At 64.9% G+C, this 25386-nt stretch carries 23 protein-coding genes; 11 read left to right on the plus strand and 12 right to left on the minus strand.

Annotated features, from left to right (window positions below; all coding sequences use genetic code 11):
• Nucleotides 1-13 precede the first annotated feature (13 nt).
• Genes H5P29_RS12220 through H5P29_RS12235 form a run of 4 tightly spaced genes read right to left on the minus strand, consistent with a single transcriptional unit; the run spans nt 14 to nt 6837 of the window.
• The gene (locus tag H5P29_RS12220) at nt 14-2095 is read right to left on the minus strand and encodes a hypothetical protein (RefSeq protein WP_067959323.1); all 2082 of its coding nucleotides are present in this window, start codon (nt 2093-2095) and stop codon (nt 14-16) included.
• A gap of 1 nt (nt 2096) precedes the next feature.
• Nucleotides 2097-4922 (minus strand): DUF4159 domain-containing protein, encoded by a 2826-nt coding sequence (locus tag H5P29_RS12225; RefSeq protein ID WP_154384745.1) that lies wholly within the window; start codon nt 4920-4922, stop codon nt 2097-2099.
• Nucleotides 4919-5833, minus strand: a complete 915-nt coding sequence (locus tag H5P29_RS12230) for a DUF58 domain-containing protein (protein WP_154384746.1) — start codon at nt 5831-5833, stop codon at nt 4919-4921. Before H5P29_RS12230 ends, H5P29_RS12225 begins: the two co-directional genes overlap by 4 nt.
• Entirely contained in the window at nt 5833-6837 is a 1005-nt protein-coding gene (locus H5P29_RS12235) for a MoxR family ATPase (RefSeq protein ID WP_067959330.1), read from the minus strand. Before H5P29_RS12235 ends, H5P29_RS12230 begins: the two co-directional genes overlap by 1 nt.
• Before the next feature lie 317 nt (nt 6838-7154).
• Between H5P29_RS12235 and H5P29_RS12240 the strand changes: the two genes are divergently transcribed.
• From H5P29_RS12240 to H5P29_RS12250, 3 genes are read left to right on the plus strand one after another with little or no spacing between them, the layout of a single operon-like run.
• Complete coding sequence (locus tag H5P29_RS12240; RefSeq protein ID WP_154384950.1) at nt 7155-7799, plus strand: DUF1285 domain-containing protein; 645 nt, start codon at nt 7155-7157, stop codon at nt 7797-7799.
• A complete protein-coding gene (locus tag H5P29_RS12245; RefSeq protein WP_067959332.1) occupies nt 7799-8431 on the plus strand; it encodes a CoA pyrophosphatase in 633 nt (210 codons plus the stop codon). The genes H5P29_RS12240 and H5P29_RS12245 overlap by 1 nt, the downstream gene beginning before the upstream one ends.
• On the plus strand, nt 8428-9684 hold the full coding sequence (locus tag H5P29_RS12250) for a CCA tRNA nucleotidyltransferase (RefSeq protein ID WP_154384747.1): 1257 nt from the start codon (nt 8428-8430) through the stop codon (nt 9682-9684). The genes H5P29_RS12245 and H5P29_RS12250 overlap by 4 nt, the downstream gene beginning before the upstream one ends.
• A gap of 59 nt (nt 9685-9743) precedes the next feature.
• Here the strand turns inward: H5P29_RS12250 and H5P29_RS12255 are convergent, their stop codons facing one another.
• From H5P29_RS12255 to hemF, 4 genes are all read right to left on the minus strand, one after another.
• Nucleotides 9744-9929 carry a DUF1059 domain-containing protein gene (locus H5P29_RS12255; RefSeq protein WP_067959336.1) on the minus strand — a complete coding sequence of 62 codons (186 nt, stop codon included), beginning with the start codon at nt 9927-9929 and terminating at the stop codon, nt 9744-9746.
• A gap of 245 nt (nt 9930-10174) precedes the next feature.
• A complete protein-coding gene (locus tag H5P29_RS12260) occupies nt 10175-10435 on the minus strand; it encodes a DUF1344 domain-containing protein (protein ID WP_067959340.1) in 261 nt (86 codons plus the stop codon).
• 274 nt (nt 10436-10709) lie between these two features.
• Entirely contained in the window at nt 10710-12527 is a 1818-nt protein-coding gene (locus tag H5P29_RS12265) for a DEAD/DEAH box helicase (protein WP_185910344.1), read from the minus strand.
• Nucleotides 12528-12649: 122 nt separating this feature from the next.
• Nucleotides 12650-13564 (minus strand): oxygen-dependent coproporphyrinogen oxidase, encoded by a 915-nt coding sequence (gene hemF / locus H5P29_RS12270; RefSeq protein ID WP_067959345.1) that lies wholly within the window; start codon nt 13562-13564, stop codon nt 12650-12652.
• 78 nt (nt 13565-13642) lie between these two features.
• Between hemF and H5P29_RS12275 the strand changes: the two genes are divergently transcribed.
• A complete protein-coding gene (locus H5P29_RS12275; RefSeq protein WP_067959348.1) occupies nt 13643-13900 on the plus strand; it encodes a hypothetical protein in 258 nt (85 codons plus the stop codon).
• 98 nt (nt 13901-13998) lie between these two features.
• On the opposite strand, the gene H5P29_RS12280 is transcribed toward H5P29_RS12275, so the two are convergent.
• A complete protein-coding gene (locus tag H5P29_RS12280) occupies nt 13999-14721 on the minus strand; it encodes an anti-sigma factor domain-containing protein (protein WP_154384748.1) in 723 nt (240 codons plus the stop codon).
• Nucleotides 14718-15269 carry a sigma-70 family RNA polymerase sigma factor gene (locus tag H5P29_RS12285; RefSeq protein WP_154384749.1) on the minus strand — a complete coding sequence of 184 codons (552 nt, stop codon included), beginning with the start codon at nt 15267-15269 and terminating at the stop codon, nt 14718-14720. Before H5P29_RS12285 ends, H5P29_RS12280 begins: the two co-directional genes overlap by 4 nt.
• Before the next feature lie 167 nt (nt 15270-15436).
• Here H5P29_RS12285 and H5P29_RS12290 point away from each other — a divergent pair, with 167 nt between their 5' ends.
• Nucleotides 15437-16210, plus strand: coding sequence for a DUF4394 domain-containing protein (locus H5P29_RS12290; protein WP_246670735.1), 774 nt, complete (start codon nt 15437-15439; stop codon nt 16208-16210).
• Nucleotides 16211-16260: 50 nt separating this feature from the next.
• Here H5P29_RS12290 and soxR read toward each other — a convergent pair whose 3' ends face one another.
• Together soxR and H5P29_RS12300 are read right to left on the minus strand one after the other, a co-directional pair.
• On the minus strand, nt 16261-16698 hold the full coding sequence (gene soxR, locus H5P29_RS12295) for a redox-sensitive transcriptional activator SoxR (RefSeq protein WP_154384750.1): 438 nt from the start codon (nt 16696-16698) through the stop codon (nt 16261-16263).
• 164 nt (nt 16699-16862) lie between these two features.
• Nucleotides 16863-17321 carry a tRNA (cytidine(34)-2'-O)-methyltransferase gene (locus tag H5P29_RS12300; RefSeq protein WP_067959356.1) on the minus strand — a complete coding sequence of 153 codons (459 nt, stop codon included), beginning with the start codon at nt 17319-17321 and terminating at the stop codon, nt 16863-16865.
• Nucleotides 17322-17601: 280 nt separating this feature from the next.
• Here H5P29_RS12300 and H5P29_RS12305 point away from each other — a divergent pair, with 280 nt between their 5' ends.
• From H5P29_RS12305 to petA, 6 genes are all read left to right on the plus strand, one after another.
• Nucleotides 17602-17919 carry a hypothetical protein gene (locus H5P29_RS12305; RefSeq protein WP_154384751.1) on the plus strand — a complete coding sequence of 106 codons (318 nt, stop codon included), beginning with the start codon at nt 17602-17604 and terminating at the stop codon, nt 17917-17919.
• Nucleotides 17920-18074: 155 nt separating this feature from the next.
• A complete protein-coding gene (locus H5P29_RS12310; protein ID WP_154384752.1) occupies nt 18075-19955 on the plus strand; it encodes an ABC transporter ATP-binding protein in 1881 nt (626 codons plus the stop codon).
• 204 nt (nt 19956-20159) lie between these two features.
• The gene (locus H5P29_RS12315) at nt 20160-22037 is read left to right on the plus strand and encodes an ABC transporter ATP-binding protein (protein ID WP_183195016.1); all 1878 of its coding nucleotides are present in this window, start codon (nt 20160-20162) and stop codon (nt 22035-22037) included.
• Nucleotides 22038-22296: 259 nt separating this feature from the next.
• Nucleotides 22297-24165, plus strand: coding sequence for an ABC transporter ATP-binding protein (locus tag H5P29_RS12320; RefSeq protein ID WP_154384753.1), 1869 nt, complete (start codon nt 22297-22299; stop codon nt 24163-24165).
• A gap of 9 nt (nt 24166-24174) precedes the next feature.
• Entirely contained in the window at nt 24175-24486 is a 312-nt protein-coding gene (locus tag H5P29_RS12325; protein ID WP_067959373.1) for a DUF6665 family protein, read from the plus strand.
• A gap of 381 nt (nt 24487-24867) precedes the next feature.
• Nucleotides 24868-25371: a ubiquinol-cytochrome c reductase iron-sulfur subunit gene (gene petA, locus H5P29_RS12330; RefSeq protein ID WP_245432124.1), complete on the plus strand. Its 504-nt coding sequence runs from the start codon at nt 24868-24870 to the stop codon at nt 25369-25371.
• Nucleotides 25372-25386: the final 15 nt, after the last annotated feature.

Consider the following 25386-nt stretch of genomic DNA (forward strand, 5'->3'; position numbering starts at 1 on the left):
TTATTTCGAGGGGCTACCGGCCCTCGCGGTACCACATCCCGCCAAGCGCCAGCAGCAGCAAGCCAAGGCCGAGGAAACCGCCGAACAGCGGCACACGCGACACTGACTTCAGCACGCTGTCGTCGGTGGTGCGGAAGCCGAGCCAGTCGCGGCCGGAGGCTTCGGCATTGCCGCGCACCGGCACGACGCTTGGCAGCGATATGCCGTTGGACAGCGCCGAGATGCCGGTCGCGGCGAGGCGGCGCACGTCGCCGCCCGTTGCCTCGGCGGCCGGCCGCAGCACGTTTTCGGTCGAGACCACGTCGGCGAATTCGGGCGCGTTGACCGGCCCGACATGGGCAAGCGCGGTCAGGTCGCCATTGCCGACCTGGTAGAGGCCGATCTCGCCGACCTCGACGCTGCCGGTGAAGATGCCGGGGTCGCTCTTGGCGAGCTGGACGTCGAGCGTCTTGCCGGACGGCGTGATGACGCGGGCAGGACCAGCTTCGTCGCGCATCGTCTGGCGGCGGATATCGAGCACCATGCCACGACCGTCTGCGGTCAGGCGCTCTTCCTCGAGCTCGGGCTCCTTCATCAGCCAGTGCGCGATGCGGCGGTAGAGCGAGACATGCGGGCCGCCACCCTCGAAGCCGCGTGCCCACAGCCAGCCCTGGTCGGACAGGAACATGCCGACCCGGCCTTCGCCCTTGCGGTCGAGCAAGAGCAGGGGCCTGTCATCGGCACCCTTCATCACCACTTCGCCCTCCGGCTGTTCAATGCCGATCTGGCGGAACCAGCGGCTCCAGCGCGGCGGCTCCTGCGCCGAACCCTCGAGGCCGCGCGTCACCGGGTGGCGCTGACCGAGTTCGGTCAAGCGTGGATAGAAGGCTTTCTCGACAACGTCGCCATTGGGCATGGCGGGCAGGGCAGAGATCAGCGGTGTGTTGGCGATCGACTGTTCGCCGGCATATTCGGGGCCGGCGGCGATCAGCAGCGCGCCGCCCTTTTCGACATATTCGGCAATGTAGTCGTAATAGAGGATCGGCAGCACGTCGCGGTGCTGGTAGCGGTCGAAGATGATCAGGTCGAAGTCGTTGATGCGCTCGACGAACAGCTCGCGCGTCGGAAAGGCGATCAGCGACAGCTCGTTTATCGGCGTGCCGTCCTGCTTTTCAGGCGGCCGCAGAATGGTGAAATGCACGAGGTCGACCGAGGCGTCGGACTTCAAGAGGTTGCGCCAGGTACGCTCGCCGGCATGCGGTTCGCCCGAGACCAGAAGTACGCGCAGGTTCTCGCGGATGCCGTCGACGAGGGCTATGGCGCGATTGTTGGTGTCGGTCAGCTCGCCCGGAACCCGGTCGATCGACAGTTCGACGATGTTGCGCCCGGCCGACGGCACGGTGATCTGCAGCGGCATTTCCTGGCCGACAAAGGCGCGCTGCACCGACACCTGGTTACCGTTGATCGACACGCGCACGTCGACCGACCCGGCCTCGCCTCCGGTGTCGATCACGCGATATGTCATGTCGAGCGGCTTGCCGACGATGCCAAAGCGGGGAGCGTTCTCGAAGCGGATGCGGCGGTCGCGCTCATTCTCCTCGCCGGTGATGAGCGCGTGCAGCGGTGCGCTGATCGCTGGGGCGCCGGGCACGTCATGCACCTGGCCGTCGGTGACCATCACGGCGCCGCCGATACGCGACGGCGGAACATCGCGGAATGCACCTTCGAGTGCCGCAAACAGCCGCGTTTCGGTGCGGTCGTCGGCGGCCTCGGAACGGCCGGCCTCGACGACACGCACCTCGAACTGCCTGAAGCGCGCCAGCCGTTCCTTGAGGCCTTCGACCGCTGCATTGGTCTGGGCGGTACGGTCGCCGATGTCCTGGCTCTGGCTGCGGTCGACGATGATCGCGACCACGCTCTTCAGCGGCTCGCGCTCTTCGTCGAGGATCACAGGGTTTGCCAGTGCCAACCCGAGCGCGCCGAGCGCAACCAGTCGCAGCCAGGCGCCGCGCTGGCGGAACCAAAGGCCGACAAAAGCGAGCAGGGCGAGCGGCACGAGCAGCGCCGCCAGAAGAGGCCACGACAGCAGGGGCTCGAAGGCGACGGACCAGTTCATGCTATTGCCCCAGCCGTTCGAGCAGGACAGGTACGTGCACCTGGTCGGATTTGTAGTTGCCGGTCAGCATGTACATCATGATGTTGACCCCGGCGCGTAGCGCATAGACCCGCTGCATCGGGTCCGAAGGCACCGTCGGCAGCATCGGGTCGTCGTTTTCGTCGATGGCCCAGGCCCCGGCGAAATCGTTGGCGGTGATCATGATCGGGGTCACGCCGTCACCGGTGCGCACCGGCCGGCCCTCCGCGTTCGATGCCTCAAGCGACGCCTCGACCCACAGCGGGCTGCCGTTGAAGCGGCCGGGGAACTCCGGAAGGATGAAAAACGCCTTGGTCAGCACATGATCGGCCGGCACCGGCTCCAGTGGGGGCACGTTGAGGCTGGAAAGGATATCGCGCAGCCGCTCGGTCGCCGGGCTCGCTGCATCGGCGCCAATGCCATTGGCGAACTGGTCGCGGGTATCGAAAAGCACGGTGCCGCCCTGCTTCATGTAGGCGTCAACGCGGGCGATCGCCGCTTCGCTCGGCATCGCGGCGGCCGGGTCGATCGGCCAGTAGATCAACGGGTAGAAGGCAAGTTCGTCCTTGGCGATGTCGACGCCGGCCGGCTCGCCCGGTTCGAGCGCGGTCTTCTCGATCAGGAATTTTGTCAGCCCGGCGATGCCGGCACGGCTTATGGCATCGACCGCGGATTCGCCGGTCAGAACATAGGCGACGCGGGTCTTCGAGATGGCCTCGAGCGCCTCGACGTCGCCTGGCTTGGCGTCGTCGGCATGCGCCAGATCCGGCTGCGCCATCAGTGCGCCGAGGCAAAGCAATACTGCCGCGGCCGTGCCGGCCGTTCGCCCGCGTCTCGCGCCACGGCGCGAGAACGTGCCGCCCATCCAAAGCACAGCGAGCGTGTCGAGCGCCATCAATGCCAGAGCTGCTGCCACAAGCGAGCCTTTCAGGTCGCGCGATTCGTCGAAAGCGTAACGTATTTCGGTCACCGGCGCAGAAAGCTGCGGTCGCACCAGCGGCGACAGCGTGCTGTCGGTTTTCAGCAGATTGTGGGCGAGCACACCTTCTTCGCTGCCATAGAGGCCGGGTGGGTTTTCGAGCGTGACGGGCAGGGCGCCGGCACCTGCCAGCAGCGGCCGGGCATCCGGCGTCGGCGGCACAATGCGGCCGTCCGCCGAAATCATCCGGTACGGTGCCAGCGATGCCGGCTTGCCCTCGATGCCTGTGGTTGCCGTGCCCTGGTTACGCGACAGCTGCACGATCCGGCGCAGCATCTCGACGAAGCTGCCCGAGATCGGCAGGTTCGACCATGTCGCCTGCGGCGCGATGTGGAACAGCACCAGCGTGCCCTTGCCGCGCCGGGCGCCCGTCACCAGCGGCGTGCCGTCGGCGAGATTGGCCCAGGTGCTGGCAGCAAGGTCAGGCGTCGGCTCGGCCAACACCTGCTTGCTCACAGTCACCTCGTTGGGCGGCGACAGGTCGGCAAACGGGCCGGCGTTGGGGAAGTCGCTGACCGGTTGCGGTGCCGTCCATGACAGGGCGCCGCCGAGCGAACGTTCGCCGAGCCTGAGCCGCACCGGCAGCAATTCCTCGTCATTGCCGGCCGCGGCGAGGCGGGAGCCGGCGAAACGCACCAGCGTGCCGCCCTCCTTGAGCCAGGTCAGCAATTTTTCGCGCGCCTGCGGCGGGATGGTGCCGACGTCGGCCATGACAATCATTGCCGGCTTCTGCTCCAGCATTTGCGGGATCGCCTCGGCGAGATCCGAGCTCGTCGGCTCGCTCAGGTCAGCAAAGGGTTCGAGCGCGCGGCGAATGTAATAGAGCGGCGCCAGCAGCGGCTGCGAGTCGTCGGCGTCCGACTGCGACAGCAGGCCGACACGGCGGCGTTTGGAGCTGTCGTCGAGCACCCGCACGGCGCCTGCCTGGCCCTGGCCGTCGAGCGCGATCGAGGCAAAATCGTTGCGCAGTTCGAAAGGCACGGTCATCGTGCCGCTTGCCACCGTCTCGCCCGGCGCGAAGGCCAGCGTGGCGTCGGCGATGCGGCGGCCCTTGTCGTCGAAGGCACCTGCCGTCACGGCCCCCGGAGCGGGGTCGCCCGGCGCGCGGATGGCGGTCAGCGCAAAGCCGTCCATTTCGTTTTCGGCTGATGTCAGGCCCTTGGCGTCGAGCCGTTCGGGCGAGGCCCACAGCACATTGGCTGGGTTCTGGCCCAGCAGCGTCGAAAACGCTTGCTTGTCGCCTGCACCCGCCAGCCCGTCGTCGAGAATGGCTATGCTCGTGCCGGGCAAAGTTGCCAGAACGGTGGCGACGCGTGCGTAAACGGGGCCTCTGTCGGTCGGCACCGGCCGCGGTTCGGCGGCGCGCAGGCGATCGAGCGCTGCCTGCGCATCGAACGGACCGATCTCGGCATTGGGCTTTTCGGCGGTGAAGGCCAGCACGACCGGCTGTCCTGATGCACCGGCATCGGCGATAAGCCGTTCGGCCGTGGCAACGCGGCGTTTCCAGTCCGGTGCGCTCGCCCAGCCATTGTCGACCACAAGTGCCAGCGCAGCTCCGCCCGTCGGCAGTTTCTCGCGCGGATTGAACACCGGCTCGGCCAACGCCAGCACCACCAGTGCCGCCATCAGCAAGCGTAGCAGGGTGAGCCACCACGGGCTTTGATGTGGGGTCTCTTCCTTCTTGAACACCCGCGCCAAAATCTTCAGCGGCGGGAAGATTTCGGCCTGCGGCTTGGGCGGCGTCAGCCTGAGCAGCCACCAGATGACGGGCAGGGCGAGCAGCCCCCACAGCACGGCTGGAAATCCGAACGACAGCGGCAGCCAGCTCATCGGCGCCCTCCCGGTCCGTGGCCTTCCGAGGTCAACGCCATATGAACGCGCACCAGCGCCTCGGAGGCGAGGCGGTCTGTATGGTTGACCGTGTAGCTCCAGCCGAGCCGCTTGCACCAGGCGGCCAGTTCCTCGCGGCGCGCGCCGTAGAGATTGCGATAGGCGTCCGACAATTGCTCGGCGCGGCCGGCGGTCAGCTTTTGGCCCGTCTCGGGGTCGGTGAATTCGGTGCGGCCGGCATAGGGGAAACTCTCTTCTGCAGGATCGGCGACCTCGATCAGATGGGCGCGGGCGCCATGGTGGGCCAACGTATCGAGCCAGGCCATCGTCTCTTCGACCGGATCGAGGAAGTCACCGATGATGACGATGTCGGAGAAGCGACGGATGCTGGACAGATCAGGTTTCGCCGGCAGTGAAACGGCTTGCGCCAGATGCGAGGCCAGCCGCTCGGCGCCGTTGCGGGCGCTGAACGGGTCGGTCAGTCCCGGCCATGCTATGCGCTCGCCGCTGCGTGACAGAAGCTCGGCCAGCGCAAAGACCAGCACCAGTGCGCGTGATTCCTTCGACACGGTCGCCGTCTTCGACTTGTACAGCATCGACGGCGACAGGTCTGCCCACAGCCAGACCGTGTGGGCCGCTTCCCATTCGCGGTCGCGCACATAGGTGTGGTCGTCGCGGGCCGAGCGCCGCCAGTCGATGCGCGCCATCGCCTCGCCCTGCACATAGGGTCGGAACTGCCAGAAATTCTCGCCTATGCCGCGCTTCTTGCGGCCATGCCAACCGGCGATGACAGTGTTGACGATGCGGCGGGCCTCGACCAGCAGGTCAGGCACCAGCGAGGCGCGCAACCTGCCACGGGCAAGCGCATCGCTGGTCGCAACCGGTGCCGATGCCTCGCCGATGCGCGCCATCAGATGTCCTTGACCAGCCGCGCCACCACGTCGCGGACCGTCATGCCTTCGGCGCGGGCGGCGAAGGTCAGCGCCATGCGGTGCTGCAGCACCGGCTCCGCCAGCGCGCGGATGTCGTCGATCGACGGCGCAAGCCGCCCGTCATAGAGGGCACGCGCCCTGGCACACAGTGTCAGCGCCTGGCTGGCGCGCGGACCGGGCCCCCAGGAGACGTGTTTGTCAGTCTCGGCATGGCCCTGGCTGGGGCGCGCCGAACGCACCAGCTTGAGGATCGCCTCGACCACGGTTTCGGGCACCGGCATGCGCCGGATCAGCAATTGGATGTCCTTCAGGCGTTCGGGATCGAGCACATTCTGCGCCCTGGCGTCTTCGATGCCGGTGGTTTCCAGCAGGATGCGTCGCTCGGCTTCGAGCTCGGGATAAAGGATGTCGACCTGCATCAGGAACCGGTCGAGCTGGGCTTCCGGCAGCGGATAGGTGCCTTCCTGCTCGAGCGGATTCTGGGTTGCCAGCACATGGAAAGGGGCGGGTAGGTCGTGGCGCTCGCCGGCGACCGTCACGTGGTACTCCTGCATCGCCTGCAGCAGTGCTGACTGGGTGCGTGGGCTGGCGCGGTTGATCTCGTCGGCCATCAGCAATTGCGCGAAGATCGGCCCTGATATGAAGCGGAAGGAGCGTTTGCCCTGGTCGTCCTGCTCCATCACCTCGGAGCCGAGGATGTCAGATGGCATCAGGTCGGGCGTGAACTGGATGCGGCGCGAGTCGAGGCCGAGCACGATGCCGAGCGTCTCGACCAACTTGGTCTTGGCAAGGCCGGGCACGCCGACAAGCAGCGCATGGCCGCCTGCCAAAAGCGCCACCAGAGTGCGTTCAACGACGCTTTCCTGGCCGAAGATGACGCGGCCGACGCCAGCGCGGATCTTGGCGATGTCGGCAAGCGCACGTTCGGCTGCGGCGATCATCTCGCTCTCGCTCATCGCCGTTTCCTTGATCATCACGCTCATGCGGGCCGGATCCTTCTTCTGGCGCGGCGCCTGAAATCAAAACCGATTCCCGGACTGCCGATGCGCTCACTCAAAATGCTACAGCGTGCCTCTCTCGTCCATCAGAACAGGGGGCCGCTTCGTCAATCTACAAGGATTATTTGCCTCTTGGTCCGGTGCGTCGTCCGTGTGGACGTCGTGCCTGCCGCCCAATCCCCAGAGGTCAAACGATCCCGGGCGTCGCGATCTCCATGCCCGCACCTTTGCGAGGTCATGGCATTGAACTTAAATCACTTGCCTATGCTGACAAGCGCAACAACAGTGACTATTTCGTGACCATGACTGGCGACCTTGACCATAGCCGCGAGGCGGCAACTGACCTTGGCCTGACCCGCGCCGGCGACACCGCCGGCCTCGAGGCGCTGATTTCGCGTGCCGCCCGCGCCGGCAAGGGCCTGCCGCCGGTCGAGCGCTGGAATCCTGATTTTTGCGGCGATCTCGACATGGAAATCAAGCCCGACGGGACCTGGTTCTATTTGGGCACGCCGATCGGCCGCATGCCGCTGGTACAGCTGTTTTCGACCGTCCTGCGTAAGGACGAGGACGGCAAGACCTACCTGGTCACCCCGGTGGAACGGGTCGGAATCCGCGTCGTCGACGCGCATTTCGTTGCTGTCGAGATGAATGTGACAGGCGAGGGCGCTGACCAGATCCTGACCTTTCGCACCAATGTCGGCGATGTCGTCGAAGTTGGCCCGGAGCATCCGCTGCGCTTTGTCGACGAGCCGGAGACAGGCGGCCTCAAGCCATACCTGCTGGTCCGCGGGCGCCTCGAGGCGCTGGTGGCGCGTCCGGTGATGTACGAGCTCGCCGAAGTTGGCGAGCGCATCGACATATCAGGTAAGCACATGTTTGCCGTGCGTTCGAAGGGTGAGGTCTACCCCATAATGCCCTGGGACAAGCTGGAGCGGCTGAGCGCGTGATGGTTCATGCCCTGAGAGCGCATTATTCGGCGCAGGATTTCCGCCAGCGCGCCGCACAGGAGCACCTCAACGATGCGGTTGCCGACTATGGCGACCACGTGCTGAACCCGGACATGCGCGAACTGTTCGTGCACGACCGGCTGCGCGATGCCGCTGTGCTGATCCCCGTGGTGGATCACGGCGATGCCTCGACGGTCATCCTCACGAAGCGTGCCGAAAAGCTGAAGAGCCATTCCGGCCAGATCGCCTTTCCCGGCGGACGCATCGACCCGACTGACGTCTCGCCCGAGGCGGCGGCGCTGCGGGAAACAGTCGAGGAGATCGGCATAACCTCCGACTACATAGAAATCATCGGGCGCTTGCCGGATTATGTCACCGGCAGCGGTTACCGCATCGCGCCGGTGCTTGGCATCGTGCGTCCCGGCTTCCGCCTGACAGTCAACGAGGGTGAAGTGGACGACGTCTTCGAGGTGCCGCTCGGCTTTTTGATGGATCCGGCCAATCATGGCCGCGCCAGCCGCACCTGGCAGGACCAGGAACGCTTCTTCTATGCCATGCCCTATGAAGAGCGTTACATCTGGGGCGTCACCGCCGGCATCATCCGCGCTCTCTATGAAAGGCTCTACACATGAGCGCAACTATCGCCGGCGCCTCCTGGCTGAGCGACCCGCAGCTGCAGAAACTGCTCGCAGTGCTGAACGCCGACGGCGGCGAGGCGCGCATCGCCGGCGGTGCCGTGCGCAATGCGCTGCTCGGCGAGCCCGTCGCAGATGTCGACATCGCCACGTCAAATCTGCCTGACGAGACCGTCCGCCGCGCCGAAGCGGCCGGCTTCAGGACCGCACCCACCGGCGCCGAGCATGGCACCATCACCGTTATTGCTGGCGGCAAGCCATTCGAGGTCACCACCTTGCGCGCCGACGTCGAGACCGACGGTCGCCGCGCCAAGGTCGTCTTCGGCAGCAACTGGACGGCTGACGCCGAACGACGCGATTTCACCATCAACGCGCTCTATGCCAGTGCCGACGGCAGCGTGATCGACCTCGTTGGCGGGCTGACCGATCTCGACAGCCGGACGTTGCGCTTCATCGGCGACGCCGAGACCCGCATTCGCGAGGACTATCTGCGCATCCTGCGCTTTTTCCGCTTCTTCGCCTGGTACGGCAAAGGCCGTCCCGATGCCGAAGGGCTGAGGGCCTGCGCCCGGCTCAAGGACGGCATCGCGCGGCTGTCCGCCGAACGCGTCTGGTCGGAGCTCAAGCGGCTGCTCGGCGCGCCCGATCCGTCGCGTGCCATGTTGTGGATGCGCCAGGCCGGCGTGCTGACCGCCGCTCTGCCCGAGAGCGAAAAATGGGGCATCGATGCCATCCACGCGCTGGTCCGCGCAGAGAACGATCTCGGCTGGAAAGCCGACCCGCTGCTGCGGCTCGAATCGATCGTGCCACCGGATGCGGCGCGCATGAAAACCCTTGGCGACCGGCTGAGGCTTGCCAATGTCGAAACCGACAGGCTGGTCCAGTGGGCGGCAACCGCCAAGGTTGAGCCAACCGTTACCGAGGGCGAACTGGCCAAGCGGCTCTATCGCGGCAATGTCGACGCCATCGCCGATCGCCTGCGCCTCGATCTCGCCTCAGCGCGCGGTCGCGCCGAGCAGGACGACAAGGCGCTGATCGAAGCCGGCGGCTATTTCCGCCTGCTGTCCTTCATCGGCACATGGCAAAAGCCCGACGTTCCCTTGCGCGGCGGCGATCTTGCTGCGCTTGGCGTCGAGGGCGCGGCACTCGGCTCGTTGCTCAAGGCATTGGAAGGAGAGTGGGTCGACAGCGGCTTTGTGCTGGACCGCGACGCGCTGCTCGAGCGCGCCGCCAAGAGGCTGAAAGTCTAGAGCATAGGCCCGAAAATTGGTGTCGATTTTCGGAAGGCACTATGCGTGAGATTCAGAGGTCAGGCCGCGTTGCGGACCTTCTCGATGCGCGAGCGAATGGCTTCTATCATCGTCTCGCGGATGATGGTTTCGCCATGGGTCTCGCGCATATGCTCGGCCACGCGGCGAATGATTTCAGCTTCGTCCTCGTGGCGGGTGTGCCACTGGCAGCCGGGGACAAGCGACCCGCACTGAAATTCCTTCATCGGATGTCTCCTTCCTCGTCCGTTTCGGGGGTGCACTATAACACGCAATCGGGCGATTGGTTGCGCTTGGTGGTGGGCCAGTCGACAGTTTGAGTTGGTCCGTCCGAGCATTCGTGGAAAAATCCCGCTTTGTCAGTGCGTTGACGCTGCAGGTTGAAAAAATGATTCCGCCGGCTCGCGTTCCGGATCAATGAAAAGGGCGGAACCTCGTGTTCCGCCCTTTTTTGCAGCGCGCGGCTTGGGCGCTACTTCACGATCTTGACGGACTCAGCCACCTTGTTTGTGCCGCTCATGTCCCAAGTGATCGAAACCGTTTCGCCTGCCTTCACGCCGGGATCCTCGAACTTCTTCGACAGCAAGAAGGATGTGCCGTCGGCGAGCGTCAGGCTCATCGCCTTGGCGTCGAAGGTCTTGATCGTCCCATCCGTATGCTGGGCGGCGGCGAAGGATACGGCAGAGGTTGCAAAAATGGCAGCTGCGGCTGCCGGAACAAGAAGCTTGCGCATGGCATGCTCTCCGACGAATGCGGGCGCCCGAATGGACCGACCCGCCTTATGAAGGGCCGTCCAGTCACGTCGCGTCGCGGCCCAAGAGATCGAGCCGCCGGCGTTTCCCGGCCCCGGCGATAGAATAGCCGTGCTTTGCCAGGGGCATATTAGACGAAAAGCATATTTTCAAACGGTGACTTAGCCACATTCGGCGCCCAAATCTCTGTTTGTGGCGCCGAATGTGGCAACTGCGAACCTTACGAAAAAGTAAGACCCGGTGAGAGCTTGGCGATTACTCGCCGAACCTCTTCTTTGGCTTGTACTTCTTGGCCGCGCCAGCACCCGCCGGCTTGTCGTAGGCCGGCTTGTCACCCGCACGCTTTTCGAACAGCTTCTTCTCGTAAGGCTTCTTTTCAAAAGCCTTCTTCTTGAAGGGTGGCTTGTCGGCGGGATCGTATTGGCCCTTGCGGTGCTGCTTCTTCGGCTTGGCGCCGTGATCGGATGCAGGCGCGGCACCAGTACGGGTGATGGTCACGCCCTTTTCGCCGGTGCCCTGTTCCTCGACGGCCGCAGCAAAGGCGTCGGCACGCTCGGAGATGATCTCGAAATGCGAATCGTTCTCGAAGATGCGGATCGAGCCGATCTCGCGCTTGGTGACGCGGCCTGCCTTGCAGATCAGCGGCAACAGCCAGCGTGGTTCGGCGCGGTGCTTGCGGCCGACCGAGACGGCGAACCAGACGCCGCTTTCGAAGCGGTTGTCGGGACGTTCCGCCTTTGCGGCGTCGAACACCGGCACAGGGCGGTCCGAGAGCTCTTCGGCGGCGGGACGCGAGGCCATCTGCTGTCGCAGCCAGGCCAGCGCGATCGTCTCGGGCGAGTGGGCGGCGAGGATTTCGGCGACCTGCGTTGCCTCGTCCTCGACGGCAGCCTCGATGTCAGTGAGTTCCGCCAGCATGCGCTCGCGGTTGCGGGCATCGATCTCTGCCGGGCCGGGTGCTGCCTGCGTCGTTGCCTCGAGCTTTGCCAGCTTGAGCAGGCGGGCAGCGCTGCCACGACGGTGGAACGGCACGATCAGCACGCACACGCCCTTGCGACCGGCACGGCCGGTACGGCCCGAGCGGTGCAACAACGTATCAGGGTTGGTCGGCAGGTCGGCGTGGATGACGAGGTCGAGGTTCGGCAGGTCGATGCCGCGGGCGGCGACGTCGGTCGCCACGCAGACACGGGCGCGGCCGTCTCGCATTGCCTGCAGCGCGTTGTTGCGTTCGGCCTGGCTCAGCTCGCCCGACAGCGCCACAACGGCGAAGCCGCGATTGGCAAGGCGCGCCGAGAAGTGCTTGACCGCTTCGCGCGTCGCGCAGAACACCATTGTGCTCTGGGCATCGAAGTAAAGCAGCGTGTTGATGATGGCGTTCTCGCGCTCGGACGGAGCGACCAGCACGGAGCGGTATTCGATGTCGTCGTGCTGGCGGCTTTCGCCTGCTGCGGTGATGCGCAGCGCGTTGCGCTGGAAGCGCTTGGCCATCTGGGCGATCTGCGGCGGCACTGTTGCCGAGAACAGAAGCGTGCGGCGTTCCTGCGGTGCTGCCGCCAGGATGAACTCCAAGTCTTCGCGGAAGCCGAGGTCGAGCATCTCGTCGGCTTCGTCCAGCACCACGGCGCGCAGGCCGGAAATGTCCAGGGAACCGCGGGTGATGTGGTCGCGCAGGCGGCCCGGCGTGCCGACGACGATGTCGGCGCCTTCGTCGAGCGCGCGGCGTTCCTTGCGCATGTCCATGCCGCCGACGCAGGAGGCGATGCGGGCGCCGGTCGCGGCATAGAGCCATTCGAACTCGCGGCGCACCTGGATGGCGAGCTCGCGCGTCGGCGCGATGATCACTGCCGAAGGTGCTGCGCCCGGCGTGAAGCGCTCGCGGCCGTCAAGCAGGGTCGGCGCGATGGCGATGCCGAAGGCCACCGTCTTGCCCGAGCCGGTCTGGGCCGAGACCAGGAGGTCGACGCCGCAGGCCTCGGGAGCCAGCACCGAGGTTTGCACCGGGGTCAGCGTTTCGTAGCCACGCGCGGCGAGCGCTCCGGCCAGCGCCGGAACCATGTTGTCGAAAATCGTCACGAAAATCTTCCAATGAGAGCAAGGCCCGTCACCAAAGGACGAGGGCCAAGGAAAGCGCGCTCTCTAAAGCTTTGCTGCCCGCACGTCAATGCGACGGCGGGCAGGGCAGCCATGCGTCCGGCTCAGGGCCACCTGACCTCAGGTGGCATGCTCGACAGGATCGAGGCGATGTTGCCGCCGGTCTTCAGGCCGAAGATCGTGCCGCGGTCATACAGCAGGTTGAACTCGACATAGCGGCCGCGGCGCACCAGCTGTTCGTCGCGGTCGCCGTCGGTCCAGTTGGTGTTGAAGTTCTGCCGCACCAAATGCTGGTAGGTGACGAGGAAGGCGCGGCCGACGTCCTGGACGAAGCGGAAGTCTGCGTCCCAGCCGCCCTTCTCCTCAGGCGAATGCTGCCAGTCGAAGAAGATTCCGCCGGTGCCGCGCGGCTCGTTGCGATGCGGCAGGAAGAAGTATTCGTCGCACCAATCCTTGTATTTCTGGTGGTCGGCGACACCGGCGTGCTTGGAGCAGGCAAACTGCATCGCCTTGTGGAAGGCGACGGTATCGGCGTCGTCCTGCGTGCGGCGGCGGTCGAGCACCGGCGTGAGATCGGCACCGCCGCCGAACCACCAGCGCGAGGTCGCCACCATGCGTGTGTTCATGTGCACGGCGGGTACGTTCGGGTTCTGCGGGTGGGCAATCAGCGAGATGCCCGAGGCCCAGAAGCGCGGGTCTTCTTCGGCGCCCGGCATCTGCTTGCGGAATTCCGGCGAGAACTCGCCATGCACGGTCGAGGTGTGCACGCCGACCTTCTCGAAGACGCGGCCATGCATCATCGACATGATGCCGCCGCCGCCCTTGCCGTCGTCGCGCTGCCAGGGCGTGCGCTCGAAACGGCCCGGTGCCCATGACGCCAGCGGTCCCTCGACCTCATCCTCCAGCGCCTCGAAGGCGAGGCATATGCGGTCGCGCAGCTCCTCGAACCAGGCGCGCGCGCGCGCCTTCCTGTCTTCGATGTCGGCCGGCAGTCCCGCCGGGATTTCAGGACGCTGCAATTTAGGCTCCGCACAAATGACTCGTAATTGTCCGGCGCGATCCCTAATCTCCTTCTCGCAAGGGTCAAGGAGTTCTTTATGGGCACACCGACCAGACCGCCGCTGGAGGATCTCGCCAAGAGGCTCCAGCGCAGCCGGGCCGAACGTGAGCGCAGGCCGCGCGACGGGTTCCTGCGCGAGACCTTCGTGTTGCCGCGCCACGACGCACGGCTCAAGGCGCAGGAGTGGTTCTCGCGCTGGCCGAAGCAGGCTTACTGGACCGAGATCGAAAGCTGGTTCGAGCGCCCCGGCGACGTCATCGAGTTCACCATCCGCCGCCTGCCGACATCGGACTGATCTTCTCTAAACCGAGACTGAGTCGGGCTGCCGCGCAACCGCAGCTGGCGGCTGCAAGCCATTGGTGCGAGATTCCAAACTGCCCTTCGGTGCCCTGGCTAACCAGCCGGCCGTTTCGCAAATCCCTTGACCAGGATCGGTCCCGTCGGCTTGCCGGTCGGCGAGCCCGGGCGCGGTTCGAGCGTGATCTCGTAGAGCTGGTCGGCCGCGGGCACAGGCAGCTTCTGGCCCTTGAGCGTGGTCACCTCGGCGCTGGACAGCGTGCCCAGCGAAACCGGGCCGACCGAGGCGTCGTAGAGCGTCCACACCTGCATGATCTTGTCCTGCGGCACCTCGAAATCGGCAAGCGGGATGATCTTGACGCTGTTGTCGGCAAAGGCCTCGAACACCGCTCCCGTGGTGTTGTCGGGCGTCTGCAGCACCACGAGCACAACCGGCTCCGGCACCGTCTTCATGACGAAGCCGCCGGCATAGCCGAGGCCGAACGCGGCCGCGAGCGACGCTGCCAGGGCGAGTTTGCGCCAGGGGGGCGTATGCGTCGCGCTGTTCTGATTGGCAGCGCTTTGTGCCGGCGGTGAGGTGCCGTGGTCCTGCGGCAGGGTTGCAATCTTGCCCAGGATTTCGTCCCACATGCCGGCAGGCACCTCGGCGGGCTTCGCCGTGTGGTCGAGGCTGGACATGCGTTCGGCGAGCCGTCGCACTGTCTCGGCAAATTCCGGGTCGCGCTCCATATCGCGCTCCGCTTCGGCGCGGGCGTCATCATCCAGCAGACCGAGCACATAGTCGCCGGCGTGGGCAAAGCGTTCGTTGTCGCGGCTCATGACAGGCACTCCTGCAAGGCGATGACGCCGCGGCGAATCCAGGCTTTGACGGTGCCCAGCGGCGCGTTCAGCTTCGCTGCGATCTCGCCATGTGTGTAGCCCAGCACATAGGCCAGCAGGATCGACCTGCGCCGCGCCTCATCCAACTGGCTCAGGCAGTGCTTGAGCGCGTCGGCCTCGTCGAGAGCCTCGAAGGCCGCGTCGGCGCTGCTGTCGCTTTCGCCGTGCCTGGCCATGTCGTCACCTGTCAGACGGAGGCGCTGGCCGTCACGCAGCATGTTGAGCGCGCGGTTGCGGACGATGGTGGTCAGCCAGGCGCGGGCACTGCCGCGTGCCGGGTCGAAGCGCGGCGCATGCTTCCAGGCGGCGATGAAGCCTTCCTGTACTGCTTCCTCGGCGAGATCCTTGCGGCGCAGGATGCGGCGGGCGATGGCGATCAGCCTGCCGGCCTCGCTGGCGAAAAGGTCGCCGAGCGCCTCGCGGTCGCCGCTTGCGACCCGAAGCATCAGGCCGTCACAGAATTGGTCGCTTCGTTCGACAGCCGACATGCGGTCCCTTCTCGCCCGTTTGCAATGATACACGCCGGATGCATCTGGGGATGCAAGCCCTTCTGAGAAATTTGCGGCGTCCTGCATCCAGAACCCGATCCCGTGGGTAAGGCCGGCGAGCGACGCAAAATCACCAGCGCTCACCGACCAATGAGAAGGAGATCGACATGAACCGCATCGCACTGCATATCGCCCTTGCCGGCACAATGCTCGCCGGCTTTTCCGCAGCGGCAGTGGCTGCTCCGGCGCTTGGCCTTTCCGGCGACAAGACCTTGATCTGGTTCGACACCGACAAGCCGGGCGAGGCCAGGAAGATGGAGGTGACCGGGGTCGACAAGCTCCATGGAATCGACCTGCGATCGTCCGATAACATGGTCTATGGCTTGGCCGGCGACGGCTCGCTGGTCACCATCAACCTCGACACCGGTGCGGCTGCGGCGGTGTCGAAGCTGTCCAAGCTGCCGCCCGAGGGCGCCAAGGTCAGCGTCGACTTCAACCCGGCAGCCGACAAGCTGCGCGTTATTGCGTCCGACGGCACCAATCTGCGTGTCGATCCCGCGACCGGCGCGGTAACCGAAGACGGCAAGCTCGCCTTCGAGGCTGGCGATGCGAGCGCCGAGATGCCGACTGAGATCATTGCCACCGCCTATACCAATTCCTTCGGCAAGCCCGAAAAAACGGCGATGTACGACATCCATGCCGGCGGGCTGTTCCTGCAGCAGACCAAACCGAATGACGGTACACTGAAGACGATCGGCAAGCTCGGCATCGAGCCCGGCGACGCCGTCGGCTTCGATATCCAGACGTCGGAAGATGGCGCCAACACCGCGTGGCTGGCCACAGGCGGCATGCTCTACAAGGTCAACATGGAGAGCGGTGCTGCCGAAAAGGCGGGCGAGGGCCTCGATGCCGGCTTGCGCGACCTGGCTATCCTGCGCTGACGCATCGAACACCACTGATCCGGGGAGGCAACGCCCCGGGTCGGCCGTTTTCACTCCACCAGCAGCCGCCGCGGCCCTGGGCCCTGGCGCGCCAGCCGGTCCTCGCGGTTGCGCAGCGGGCACTTGTCGATCGACATGCAGCCGCAGCCGATGCAGTCGGTCAGGCCGTCGCGCAGCTTCTTCAACTGTTCGATGCGGTGGTCGAGGTCGTGGCGCCAACCCGTTGAAAGTAGACTCCAATCCTCACGCGTAGGCGTGCGCCCGTCAGGCAGGGCGGCGAAGGCGGCGGCAATGTCGGCGAGCGAGATGCCGACATCCTGGGCGATCCGGATCACGGCCACACGGCGCAGCACGTCCCTGGAGTAACGCCGCTGGTTGCCCGCCGTGCGGTGACTGTGGATCAGCCCGCGCGTCTCGTAGAAATGCAGCGCCGAAACCGCAACGCCGCTGCGCTTTGCCACCTCGCCGACAGTCAGTTCGCTTGCCATCGAAAATTCCCGCTTGACCTCAATATTAGTTGAGGTTGTACGAGGATATCCTTCACCGTGCAACGAAGGATGACGACATGGCGAGATCCGCTGCAGACGACTGGAACGACGGTTTGCCAGGAGGCTGTTTCGCCGCGGCCGCACTGCGACTCGCGGCAGCCATTTCAGCCGAGCTGGCGCATCGCCTCGCCGGAAACCATCGCAGCAGCCAGCGCGACGTTGAGGCTGCGACCGCCGCCGGGCATCGGGATGAGCAGCCGCTCGAAGGCGAGATCGTGGATGTGATCCGGCACACCGGCCGATTCGCGGCCGACCATGACGACGTCGCCTGGTTCGAAGCGGAAATCCGTGTAGGGCAGGGTGGCTTTCGTCGACAGCAGCACCAGGCGTCGGCCTTCGCCTCGGCGCCAGTTCTCGAAGCGGTCGAAGTCGACGTGCCGGGTCAGCGCCGCCATTTCGAGATAGTCCATGCCGGCGCGTTTCAGCGAACGGTCGGAGATGTCGAAGCCGGCGGGTTCGATCAGGTCGACGGCGACGCCAAGGCAGGCGGCCATGCGCAGGATGGTGCCGGTGTTGCCGGCGATGTCGGGCTGGTAGAGCGCGATGCGGAATGGGCCGTTCATGTTGATATCCTAATCTGTGGCAGCAAGGCCACAGCAAGTCGTGCCCAAGCAAAAAGTGAAGATGATGCTGTGGCGTTCTGCCGCGAAGGGGAGTATACGGCCTGCATTGTCAACCCGAACCGATGGAGGGGTACATGATGCTGCTTGACACACACCGCCCCGACTGTGGGCGACGTACTGCCTGAGGGCGGACCGGTTCGACGACTTTTCCTGACAATTCCAGGCATATTCGCATCGCGGTCCGCAGAAGCCCTTATCCGGTTTTCGAAGGACAATTCCGATGTTTGTCAACATCCCCACCGGGCACAACGCCCGTAACGAACACGACTCTGCATTTTTCGCCCACCGCAACGAGTTAGCTGAAGCAAGGCACCATGCCATGATGCTGGCGCTCGGCGCGCATCAGCCCAAGGCGCACCCTCCGGTACGCCGGCGGCCGCATCGCGGCATGCTGCCAGACGTCGACCTGTCGAATGTCGTCGTTGATCCCAGCTACAGGCCGCTGTTCGGCCGCATCGCTGCCCTGATCGGCCGGCTTGCCGGCCGGTCGGGTGCTACCCGGCCTGCTGCCGGAACGATGTCAGGAGGTAATAGCTGAGGATTCGCCGAATCCTCAGCGGCCCCCTACATTTCGAAAGCCCCCGCCGGCTCTTAACTCCGAGAATCCGGCGCAATATGGCCGTGCCAGTGACCTTCCAAGATATGTCCCACGCGGAATTCGCCGCGTGCAGCATACCGAACTGAGAGACTGAAATGTTCCGCTGGTTTGAAAACAGACTGAATCCGTTCCCGGTGGAGGAACCGGTCGAGCCGCCGAAGACGCTGGTCGCCTTCTGCCTGCACTACACCAAGGGTGCCTGGCTCTACATCATTATCGCCGCCGTGCTGACGTCGCTGATCGCGCTTGCGGAAGTGTGGATGTTCGGCTTTCTCGGCAACATCGTCGACTGGCTGTCGGCGCAGAACCGCGAGACCTTCCTTCAGAACGAAGGCTGGAAGCTCGCCGGCATGGCCTTCATCGTCATGGTCGTGCTGCCGGGCATGGTGGTGCTGCAGTCGCTGGTCAACCAGCAGACGTTGATGGGCAACTATCCCATGCGCATCCGCTGGCAGGTGCACCGCTACCTGCTCAAGCAATCGATGAGCTTCTACCAGGACGAATTCGCCGGCCGCATCGCCACCAAGCTGATGCAGACCGCACTCGCCGTGCGCGAATGCGTGGTCAAGCTGATCGACGTGCTCAACTACGTCATTGTCTATTTCATCGGCGTGCTGATCATCGTCGGCTCGGCCGACCTGCGCCTTGCCGCCCCCCTGATCGTGTGGCTCGTCTGCTACGTGCTGTTGCTGCGCTACTTCGTGCCGCGTCTCGGCAAGCTGGCTGAAGAGCAGGCCGACGCGCGCTCGACAATGACCGGCCGCGTCGTCGACAGCTACACCAACATCCAGACCGTCAAGCTGTTCTCGCATTCACGCCGCGAGGCGACCTTCGCCAGGGAAGGCATGTCGCTGTTCATGGATACGGTCTACCGTTCGATGCGGCTGGTGACCTCGCTCTACGGTGTGCTCTATTTGCTCAACTCGACGCTGCTTCTGTCGGTTGGCATCCTGTCGATCTCGCTGTGGCTCAACGGCGCCGTTTCCATCGGCGCGGTCGCGGTCGTACTTGGCCTGGTGCTGCGCCTTTGGGGCATGTCGCAATGGATCATGTGGGAGGTCTCCGGCCTGTTCGAGAGCATCGGCACCGTCCAGGATGGCATCACTTCGATCGCCATGCCGCGCCTGGTCGAAGACAAGTCCGAGGCAAAGGAGATCGTCGTCGACAAGGGCGGCATTGCCTTCGACAATGTGCGTTTTCACTACGGCAAGAAGAAGGGTGTCATCGAGGATCTCACGCTCAACGTTCGTCCTGGCGAGAAGATCGGCATCGTCGGCCGCTCGGGTGCCGGCAAGTCGACGCTGGTTAACCTGCTGCTGCGCTTCTACGACATCGAAGGCGGCCGCATCCTGATCGATGGGCAGGACATCTCGGCCGTCCAGCAGGACAGCCTGCGCGCCCGCATCGGCATGGTGACGCAGGACACCTCGCTGCTGCACCGCTCGGTCGCCGACAACATACTCTACGGCCGTCCCGACGCCACCGAAGAGATGATGATCGAGGCGGCGTGGCGCGCCGAAGCACTCGACTTCGTCGCCACTCTTGCCGATCCCAAGGGCCGCAAGGGTTTCGCGGCGCATGTCGGCGAGCGCGGCGTCAAGCTGTCGGGTGGCCAGCGTCAGCGCATCGCAATCGCCCGTGTCATGCTCAAGGACGCGCCGATCCTGATCCTCGACGAGGCGACGTCGGCGCTCGACTCCGAGGTCGAGGCGGCGATCCAGGAAAACCTCTATCGACTGATGGAAGGCAAGACCGTCATCGCCATCGCCCATCGGCTGTCCACCATCGCCGCGATGGACCGCCTGGTGGTCATGGACAAAGGCCGCATCGTCGAACAGGGCAGCCATGACGAACTGGTCGCCAAGGGCGGCATCTACGCCGCCCTCTGGCAACGCCAATCCGGCGGCTTCCTGCTCGACGACGTTGTGGATGCGGCGGCTAACGACGGCGAGGCCAAGAGCCAGGCAGCAGAGTAGTGTGGATCGATATCGAGGCCTTCCGCCGGTGCGGAAGGCCTCTTTCATTTCGGATGGCGGGGCCAGCCCTCCTCATTTTGTGAACATGCCGCCCAAGATTCGCCTGGCTTGGCGGCACGTTTCTCCTGCCAAGTCACGGTTGCCTCAATGGTCGGTTTGGGCCGAAAATAGTGAGTCGTTGCAGCCGGATAGCCCAGAGAGCTGATGAACAGAATCTACAAATGGTTCGAAAGCTGGGTCTATCCCTTCCGGGAACCTAGGAATCTCAGGCCGCCGGCGACAGTCTGGGGCTTCCTCTGGCATTATGTCGGTCAGGCGAAATTTGCCTTCTTCGCCATGCTGGTCATCGGCGGCATCGCCCCCCTTGTCGAGGCCGGGCTGTTCTATTTCGTCGGCCGCCTCGTCGATATCCTCGACGGCTTGCCCGCCGATCGTAGCTGGGCGGCACTGTGGGATGTCGCGGGGCCCGAAGTGCTGTTCATGGCGCTCGTCGTGCTGGTCATCCGCACGTTCGTCGTCGGCTTGTCTGCGCTCGTCGACGAACAGACGATCACGCCTGGCTTCTACAACCTCGTACGCTGGCAGGCGCATCGCCATGTTTCGCGCCAGTCCTATTCCTTCTTCCAGAACGACTTTGCCGGCCGCATCGCGACAAAGGTCTGGCAGGCTGGGCAGGCGACCGGCGACCTGATGGAAAGCTTCATAGAGGTTGTCTGGTTCATGCTGGTCTACACCGTCACCACGCTTGCGGTGGTCGCCGGCCTCGACTGGCGGCTTGCGGCACTTGTCGTCGTGTGGATCGTCGCCTTCGGCTTCCTCGCCAACCATTACCTGCCGTCGATCCGCAAGCATGCAGAGGCGACCGCCGAGGCCGGCTCGATGATCAACGGCCGTATCGTCGACAGCTATTCCAACGTGCAGACGCTGAAGCTGTTCGCTGCCGACGGCGACGACCGCTACATCCGCTCCGGCTTCGACATCTATCTCGATGCGCTGCGGCCGTTCACCCGCAGGCTCACCGGTGTGCGCCTGGCGCTGACGGCACTGTCGGGCGTCATGATTACGGCCATCGCCTGGTATTCGATCCATCTCTGGATCGAGGGCGCGATCACTGTCGGCGCCGTCGCCTTCACGCTCAGCCTCGTGTTGCGCCTTAACATGCTGCTCGGCCGACTGATGATGCAGCTCAACGGAATCCTCAGGAATCTCGGTGTGCTTGAAAACTCCAAGGCGCTGATCAGCCAGCCGCTTGGCCTTGTCGACAGGCCCGATGCCGGAGAGCTGGCGGTCAAGGGCGGCGAAATCCGCGCCGACAAGGTGGTCTTCCACTATGGCAAGGGCGGCGGCGTGCTCGACGGCATCGAGCTTGTCGTCAAGCCGGGCGAGAAGGTCGGCATCGTCGGCCCGTCGGGCGCCGGCAAGACCACGCTCGCCAATCTCATCCTGCGCCTCTACGATCTTGAGGGCGGGCGCATCCTCATCGACGGCCAGGACATTTCAACCGTCACGCAGAATTCGCTGCGCGGCCAGATCGGCGTCGTCAGCCAGGACACGGCGCTGTTCCACCGTTCACTGCGCGACAACATCAAGCTCGGCAAACCCGATGCATCGGACGACGAGGTCGTTGCCGCCGCACGCAAGGCCGAGGCGCACGACTTCATCCAGACGCTCGCCGACAATCGTGGCCGCCAAGGCTACGATGCCTTCGTCGGCGAACGCGGTGTCAAGCTGTCGGGCGGCCAGCGCCAGCGCGTGGCGATCGCCCGCGTCTTCCTCAAGGATGCGCCGATCCTCATCCTCGACGAGGCGACCTCGGCGCTCGACAGCGACATCGAGGCGGCGATCCAGGAAAACCTGCATGCGCTGATGCAGAACAAGACGGTGCTCGCCATCGCTCACCGCCTGTCGACAATCGCAGCCCTCGACCGGCTGGTCGTGCTCGACAAGGGCGGCATCGCCGAGCAGGGCACCCATGACGAACTGCTCGCGCTCGACGGCCTCTACGCTCGCCTGTGGAAACGCCAGTCCGGCGGCTTCCTGTTCAACGAGGATGGCGTGCTCGACGAATCGAGGCCGGCGTGATGTTTACTGTCGTGCAAGGCACCCCCCTTTGGCCTGCCGGCGATCTCCCGCGCAAGGGGGAAGATCGTGCCTTCATCCGCGCGACGGCGACGTGCCTGATCTCCACCGGTGCCTCGCGCCAATATTTGCGACAGGCCTCGCACCGACCTCGGCATAGTGCCTCATGCCAACCTCGGCTGAGCATCTGGTGCCAATCTGCGCGAAGCGTCTCGCGCCACCCCGTGCTGGGCACTTCCCGCCGGCCCGCGCGGAGCACGCCATGACCCCCGACCCCCTCCGCGAAAAACTCTGGCGCCGCCTCGAAGGCGCGATCGACCCATTCCAGGACACCGACCGCGAAGTCCTGCCGGAGAGCGCCTGGGCCTTCATCCTCTACTTCGCCCGCCAGGCGAAGGGTCCGTTCACGCTGCTCCTGGTCAGCGGCTTTTTGGCCGGCGCCATCGACGCCGCCCTCTACTGGTCGGTCGGCTGGCTCATCGACCTGCTCGACGCCACCACCCCGCAGCGCCTGTTCGCCGACCACTGGCCCGAGCTTGCCGGATTGCTCGTTCTGATCCTTGTGGTCCGCGCCGTCATCATCATCGGCTCGGCGATCGTCGAACAGCAGGTCGTCGTCCCCGGCTTCTTCTCCATGGTGCGCTGGCAGGCGTTCCGGCGTGTCATCGAACAGCCCTATGACTTCTACCAGAACGATTTCGCCGGCCGCATCGCCACCAAGATCCTGCAGGGCGGCGAGGCCGTCGGCGACTTCATCGTCAACGTGCTGCAGACGATGTGGGCCTTCCTCACCTTCGTGTTGTTGTCCTTGACCATCCTTGTCTCGCTCGACCCGCTGATGGGGGCGGTGGTGCTTGCCTGGTTCCTCGGCTACGCCGCGATCGTCTATTTCCTTCTGCCCGAGATGCGCCGGGCCGGCCGTGCCACCGCCGACCAGCGCTCGATCTTCAATGGCCGCCTTGTCGATGCCTTCACCAACATCATGGCGGTCAAGCTGTTCGACAGCGGCCGGCGCGAGCATGTCTATGTCCGCGACGGGCTCGAAAGCTATCTCGGCGCAGTATTCAGGCTGACCCGCTCGATCACGACCGTGCGTTCGGCGGTGGCGCTGATCAACGGCGTGATGATGACGGCGGTGGCTGCCATCTGCATAGTCAGCTGGTCGCGTGGCGACATCTCCACCGGCGCCATCGCCGCAGCCCTCGGCCTCGTTTTCCGGCTCAACCAGATGTCGGGCTGGATGATGTTCAACATCAACGGGCTCGTCCGCAACTACGCCACCATCCAGGACGCCACCCGCACCATCTCAGTGCGGCCGGCGATCCGCGATGCTGAAAATGCCGCTGTCCTGCCCCGCGCTTCCGGCGACATCCTGTTCGACAACGTCTCCTTCCACTACGGCAAGGGCAGTGGCGTGATCGAAAACCTCAATCTGCACATCCGGCCGGGCGAGCGCGTGGCGCTCGTCGGTCCTTCAGGTGCCGGCAAGACCACCATCGTCAACCTCGCGCTGCGCCTGTTCGACGTCGAGCAGGGCCGCATCATGGTCGATGGTCGCGACATTCGCGACATCACCCAGGCCTCGCTGCGCGCCCAGTTCGGCGTCGTCAGCCAGGATGCGATGCTGATGCACCGCTCGATCTCTGACAACATCGGTTATGGCAGGGCAGGGGCGTCGCAGGCCGAGATCGTCGATGCCGCCCGTCGCGCCGCAGCCCACGACTTCATCGTCGACGTCGCCGATCCACGCGGCCGCCGCGGCTACGATGCCCATGTCGGCGAGCGCGGCGTCAAGCTGTCGGGCGGCCAGCGCCAGCGTGTGGCGATCGCCCGTATGATGCTCAAGGACGCGCCGATCCTTATCCTCGACGAGGCGACCTCGGCGCTCGACTCCGAGGTCGAGGCGGCGATCCAGGACAATCTTGACCGGCTGATGGAAGGCAAGACCGTCATCGCCATCGCCCACCGGTTGTCGACGATTGCCGCCCTCGACCGGCTGATCGTGCTCGACGAGGGCCGCATCGTCGAGGAGGGCAGCCACGACGCGCTGATCGCCAAGGGCGGGCTTTACGCGCAATTGTGGAAGCGCCAGTCCGGCGGTTTTCTGGCCGACCGGCTTGCCGCGGAGTAGGATCGCGCCATGTCCTCCGTCCGCCCGCCCTCCATTCTGTCCAACCGTTCCGAACAGACGCTCAACGTTCTCGAATACGAGTTCCTCGCCGAAAAGGCGGCAGCCCTTGGCCGCGCCGGAGAGCGGGTCGGCGAAGCCCTGGCCAAGCTCTATGCGCATGAGGGCGACGCCGAGCAGCGCCGTGTGCTCGTCAAGGCTGCGGCGGACGCGGTCTATGCCTATTTCATCCAGCGCGAGCTGTGCGGCCTGCGCAAGCATGACGATGCCATCCGCGACTATGCGATCCCGCGCGAGGTGCTGGTGCGACTCGGCGCGAGTTGAGCTTTGGCGATGCTTTGCAAGTGCAGGCGCAGCCAGTCGTCGCCGACCTCAAACCGCGCGCATGTCAGGGACTGCGGAACAACCCGCAAACCCGCTGCGGCGAGCGCTTTGGCAGGGGTTTTCCACTGCTTTGCATCGCCCCCGCGACAATCTGCCCATGTGCCGTATGCCGTCTGGACAAAAAGGGCCTTCACGCATAAACCGAAGTCCAAATGCCGGAGGAATTCGCTAGCCTGGTTGCCATGCGCTGTCGGGCTTGCATCGTTGAGCGGGGACAATTGCTCAGCCTCTGGTTGGAATTGAGGCAAAAGGATCAGTCCCGTGAGCGCAACCGATACGAGCGAGCCAAATCGCCGCGATTTTCTCTATGTCGCTACCGGCATGGCCGGTGCAGTCGGCGCTGCCGCCGTGGCTTGGCCCTTCATCGACCAGATGCGCCCGGACGCTTCGACGCTCGCCGCTTCGTCGGTCGAGGTTGACGTTTCGTCGCTCACGCCAGGCATGTCGCTGACCGTCAAGTGGCGCGGCAAACCTGTCTTCATCCGCAACCGCACCCCCGAAGAGATCAAGGCGGCGCAGGAAGTGCCGATGGCCGACCTCAAGGATCCGGTCGCGCGCAACGCCAACATTTCGAGCGACGCCCAGGCGACCGACATCGATCGCACCGCCGGCGAAGGCAAGGAAAACTGGCTGGTCATGGTCGGCGTCTGCACCCATCTGGGCTGCGTGCCGCTCGGCCAGCAGGGCGATTTCGGTGGCTGGTTCTGCCCGTGCCACGGCTCCCACTACGACACGGCGGGCCGCATCCGCAAAGGACCGGCGCCGGAAAACCTTCACATACCGAATTTCCAGTTTCTTTCCGACACGACGATCCGGATAGGCTGAGGCAGGGGGACATAA

Origin of the sequence: Aminobacter sp. MDW-2, from assembly GCF_014250155.1 — a bacterium.
Lineage (GTDB): Bacteria > Pseudomonadota > Alphaproteobacteria > Rhizobiales > Rhizobiaceae > Aminobacter > Aminobacter ciceronei.

What these genes read in the sequence shown, in the direction of transcription:
- soxR (WP_154384750.1), bottom strand. Translation starts at nt 16,698, where the DNA reads ATGGCAAGCGAACTGACTGTCGGCGAGGTGGCAAAGCGCAGCGGCGTT.
- H5P29_RS12300 (WP_067959356.1), bottom strand. Translation starts at nt 17,321, where the DNA reads ATGAACGGCCCATTCCGCATCGCGCTCTACCAGCCCGACATCGCCGGC.
- H5P29_RS12275 (WP_067959348.1), top strand. Translation starts at nt 13,643, where the DNA reads ATGGGCACACCGACCAGACCGCCGCTGGAGGATCTCGCCAAGAGGCTC.
- H5P29_RS12320 (WP_154384753.1), top strand. Translation starts at nt 22,297, where the DNA reads ATGACCCCCGACCCCCTCCGCGAAAAACTCTGGCGCCGCCTCGAAGGC.
- H5P29_RS12260 (WP_067959340.1), bottom strand. Translation starts at nt 10,435, where the DNA reads ATGCGCAAGCTTCTTGTTCCGGCAGCCGCAGCTGCCATTTTTGCAACC.
- H5P29_RS12230 (WP_154384746.1), bottom strand. Translation starts at nt 5,833, where the DNA reads ATGGCGCGCATCGGCGAGGCATCGGCACCGGTTGCGACCAGCGATGCG.
- H5P29_RS12245 (WP_067959332.1), top strand. Translation starts at nt 7,799, where the DNA reads ATGGTTCATGCCCTGAGAGCGCATTATTCGGCGCAGGATTTCCGCCAG.
- H5P29_RS12310 (WP_154384752.1), top strand. Translation starts at nt 18,075, where the DNA reads ATGTTCCGCTGGTTTGAAAACAGACTGAATCCGTTCCCGGTGGAGGAA.
- H5P29_RS12280 (WP_154384748.1), bottom strand. Translation starts at nt 14,721, where the DNA reads ATGAGCCGCGACAACGAACGCTTTGCCCACGCCGGCGACTATGTGCTC.
- H5P29_RS12315 (WP_183195016.1), top strand. Translation starts at nt 20,160, where the DNA reads ATGAACAGAATCTACAAATGGTTCGAAAGCTGGGTCTATCCCTTCCGG.
- H5P29_RS12285 (WP_154384749.1), bottom strand. Translation starts at nt 15,269, where the DNA reads ATGTCGGCTGTCGAACGAAGCGACCAATTCTGTGACGGCCTGATGCTT.
- H5P29_RS12220 (WP_067959323.1), bottom strand. Translation starts at nt 2,095, where the DNA reads ATGAACTGGTCCGTCGCCTTCGAGCCCCTGCTGTCGTGGCCTCTTCTG.
- H5P29_RS12305 (WP_154384751.1), top strand. Translation starts at nt 17,602, where the DNA reads ATGTTTGTCAACATCCCCACCGGGCACAACGCCCGTAACGAACACGAC.
- H5P29_RS12240 (WP_154384950.1), top strand. Translation starts at nt 7,155, where the DNA reads ATGACTGGCGACCTTGACCATAGCCGCGAGGCGGCAACTGACCTTGGC.
- petA (WP_245432124.1), top strand. Translation starts at nt 24,868, where the DNA reads ATGGCCGGTGCAGTCGGCGCTGCCGCCGTGGCTTGGCCCTTCATCGAC.
- H5P29_RS12225 (WP_154384745.1), bottom strand. Translation starts at nt 4,922, where the DNA reads ATGAGCTGGCTGCCGCTGTCGTTCGGATTTCCAGCCGTGCTGTGGGGG.
- H5P29_RS12255 (WP_067959336.1), bottom strand. Translation starts at nt 9,929, where the DNA reads ATGAAGGAATTTCAGTGCGGGTCGCTTGTCCCCGGCTGCCAGTGGCAC.
- H5P29_RS12290 (WP_246670735.1), top strand. Translation starts at nt 15,437, where the DNA reads ATGAACCGCATCGCACTGCATATCGCCCTTGCCGGCACAATGCTCGCC.
- H5P29_RS12250 (WP_154384747.1), top strand. Translation starts at nt 8,428, where the DNA reads ATGAGCGCAACTATCGCCGGCGCCTCCTGGCTGAGCGACCCGCAGCTG.
- H5P29_RS12235 (WP_067959330.1), bottom strand. Translation starts at nt 6,837, where the DNA reads ATGAGCGTGATGATCAAGGAAACGGCGATGAGCGAGAGCGAGATGATC.
- H5P29_RS12325 (WP_067959373.1), top strand. Translation starts at nt 24,175, where the DNA reads ATGTCCTCCGTCCGCCCGCCCTCCATTCTGTCCAACCGTTCCGAACAG.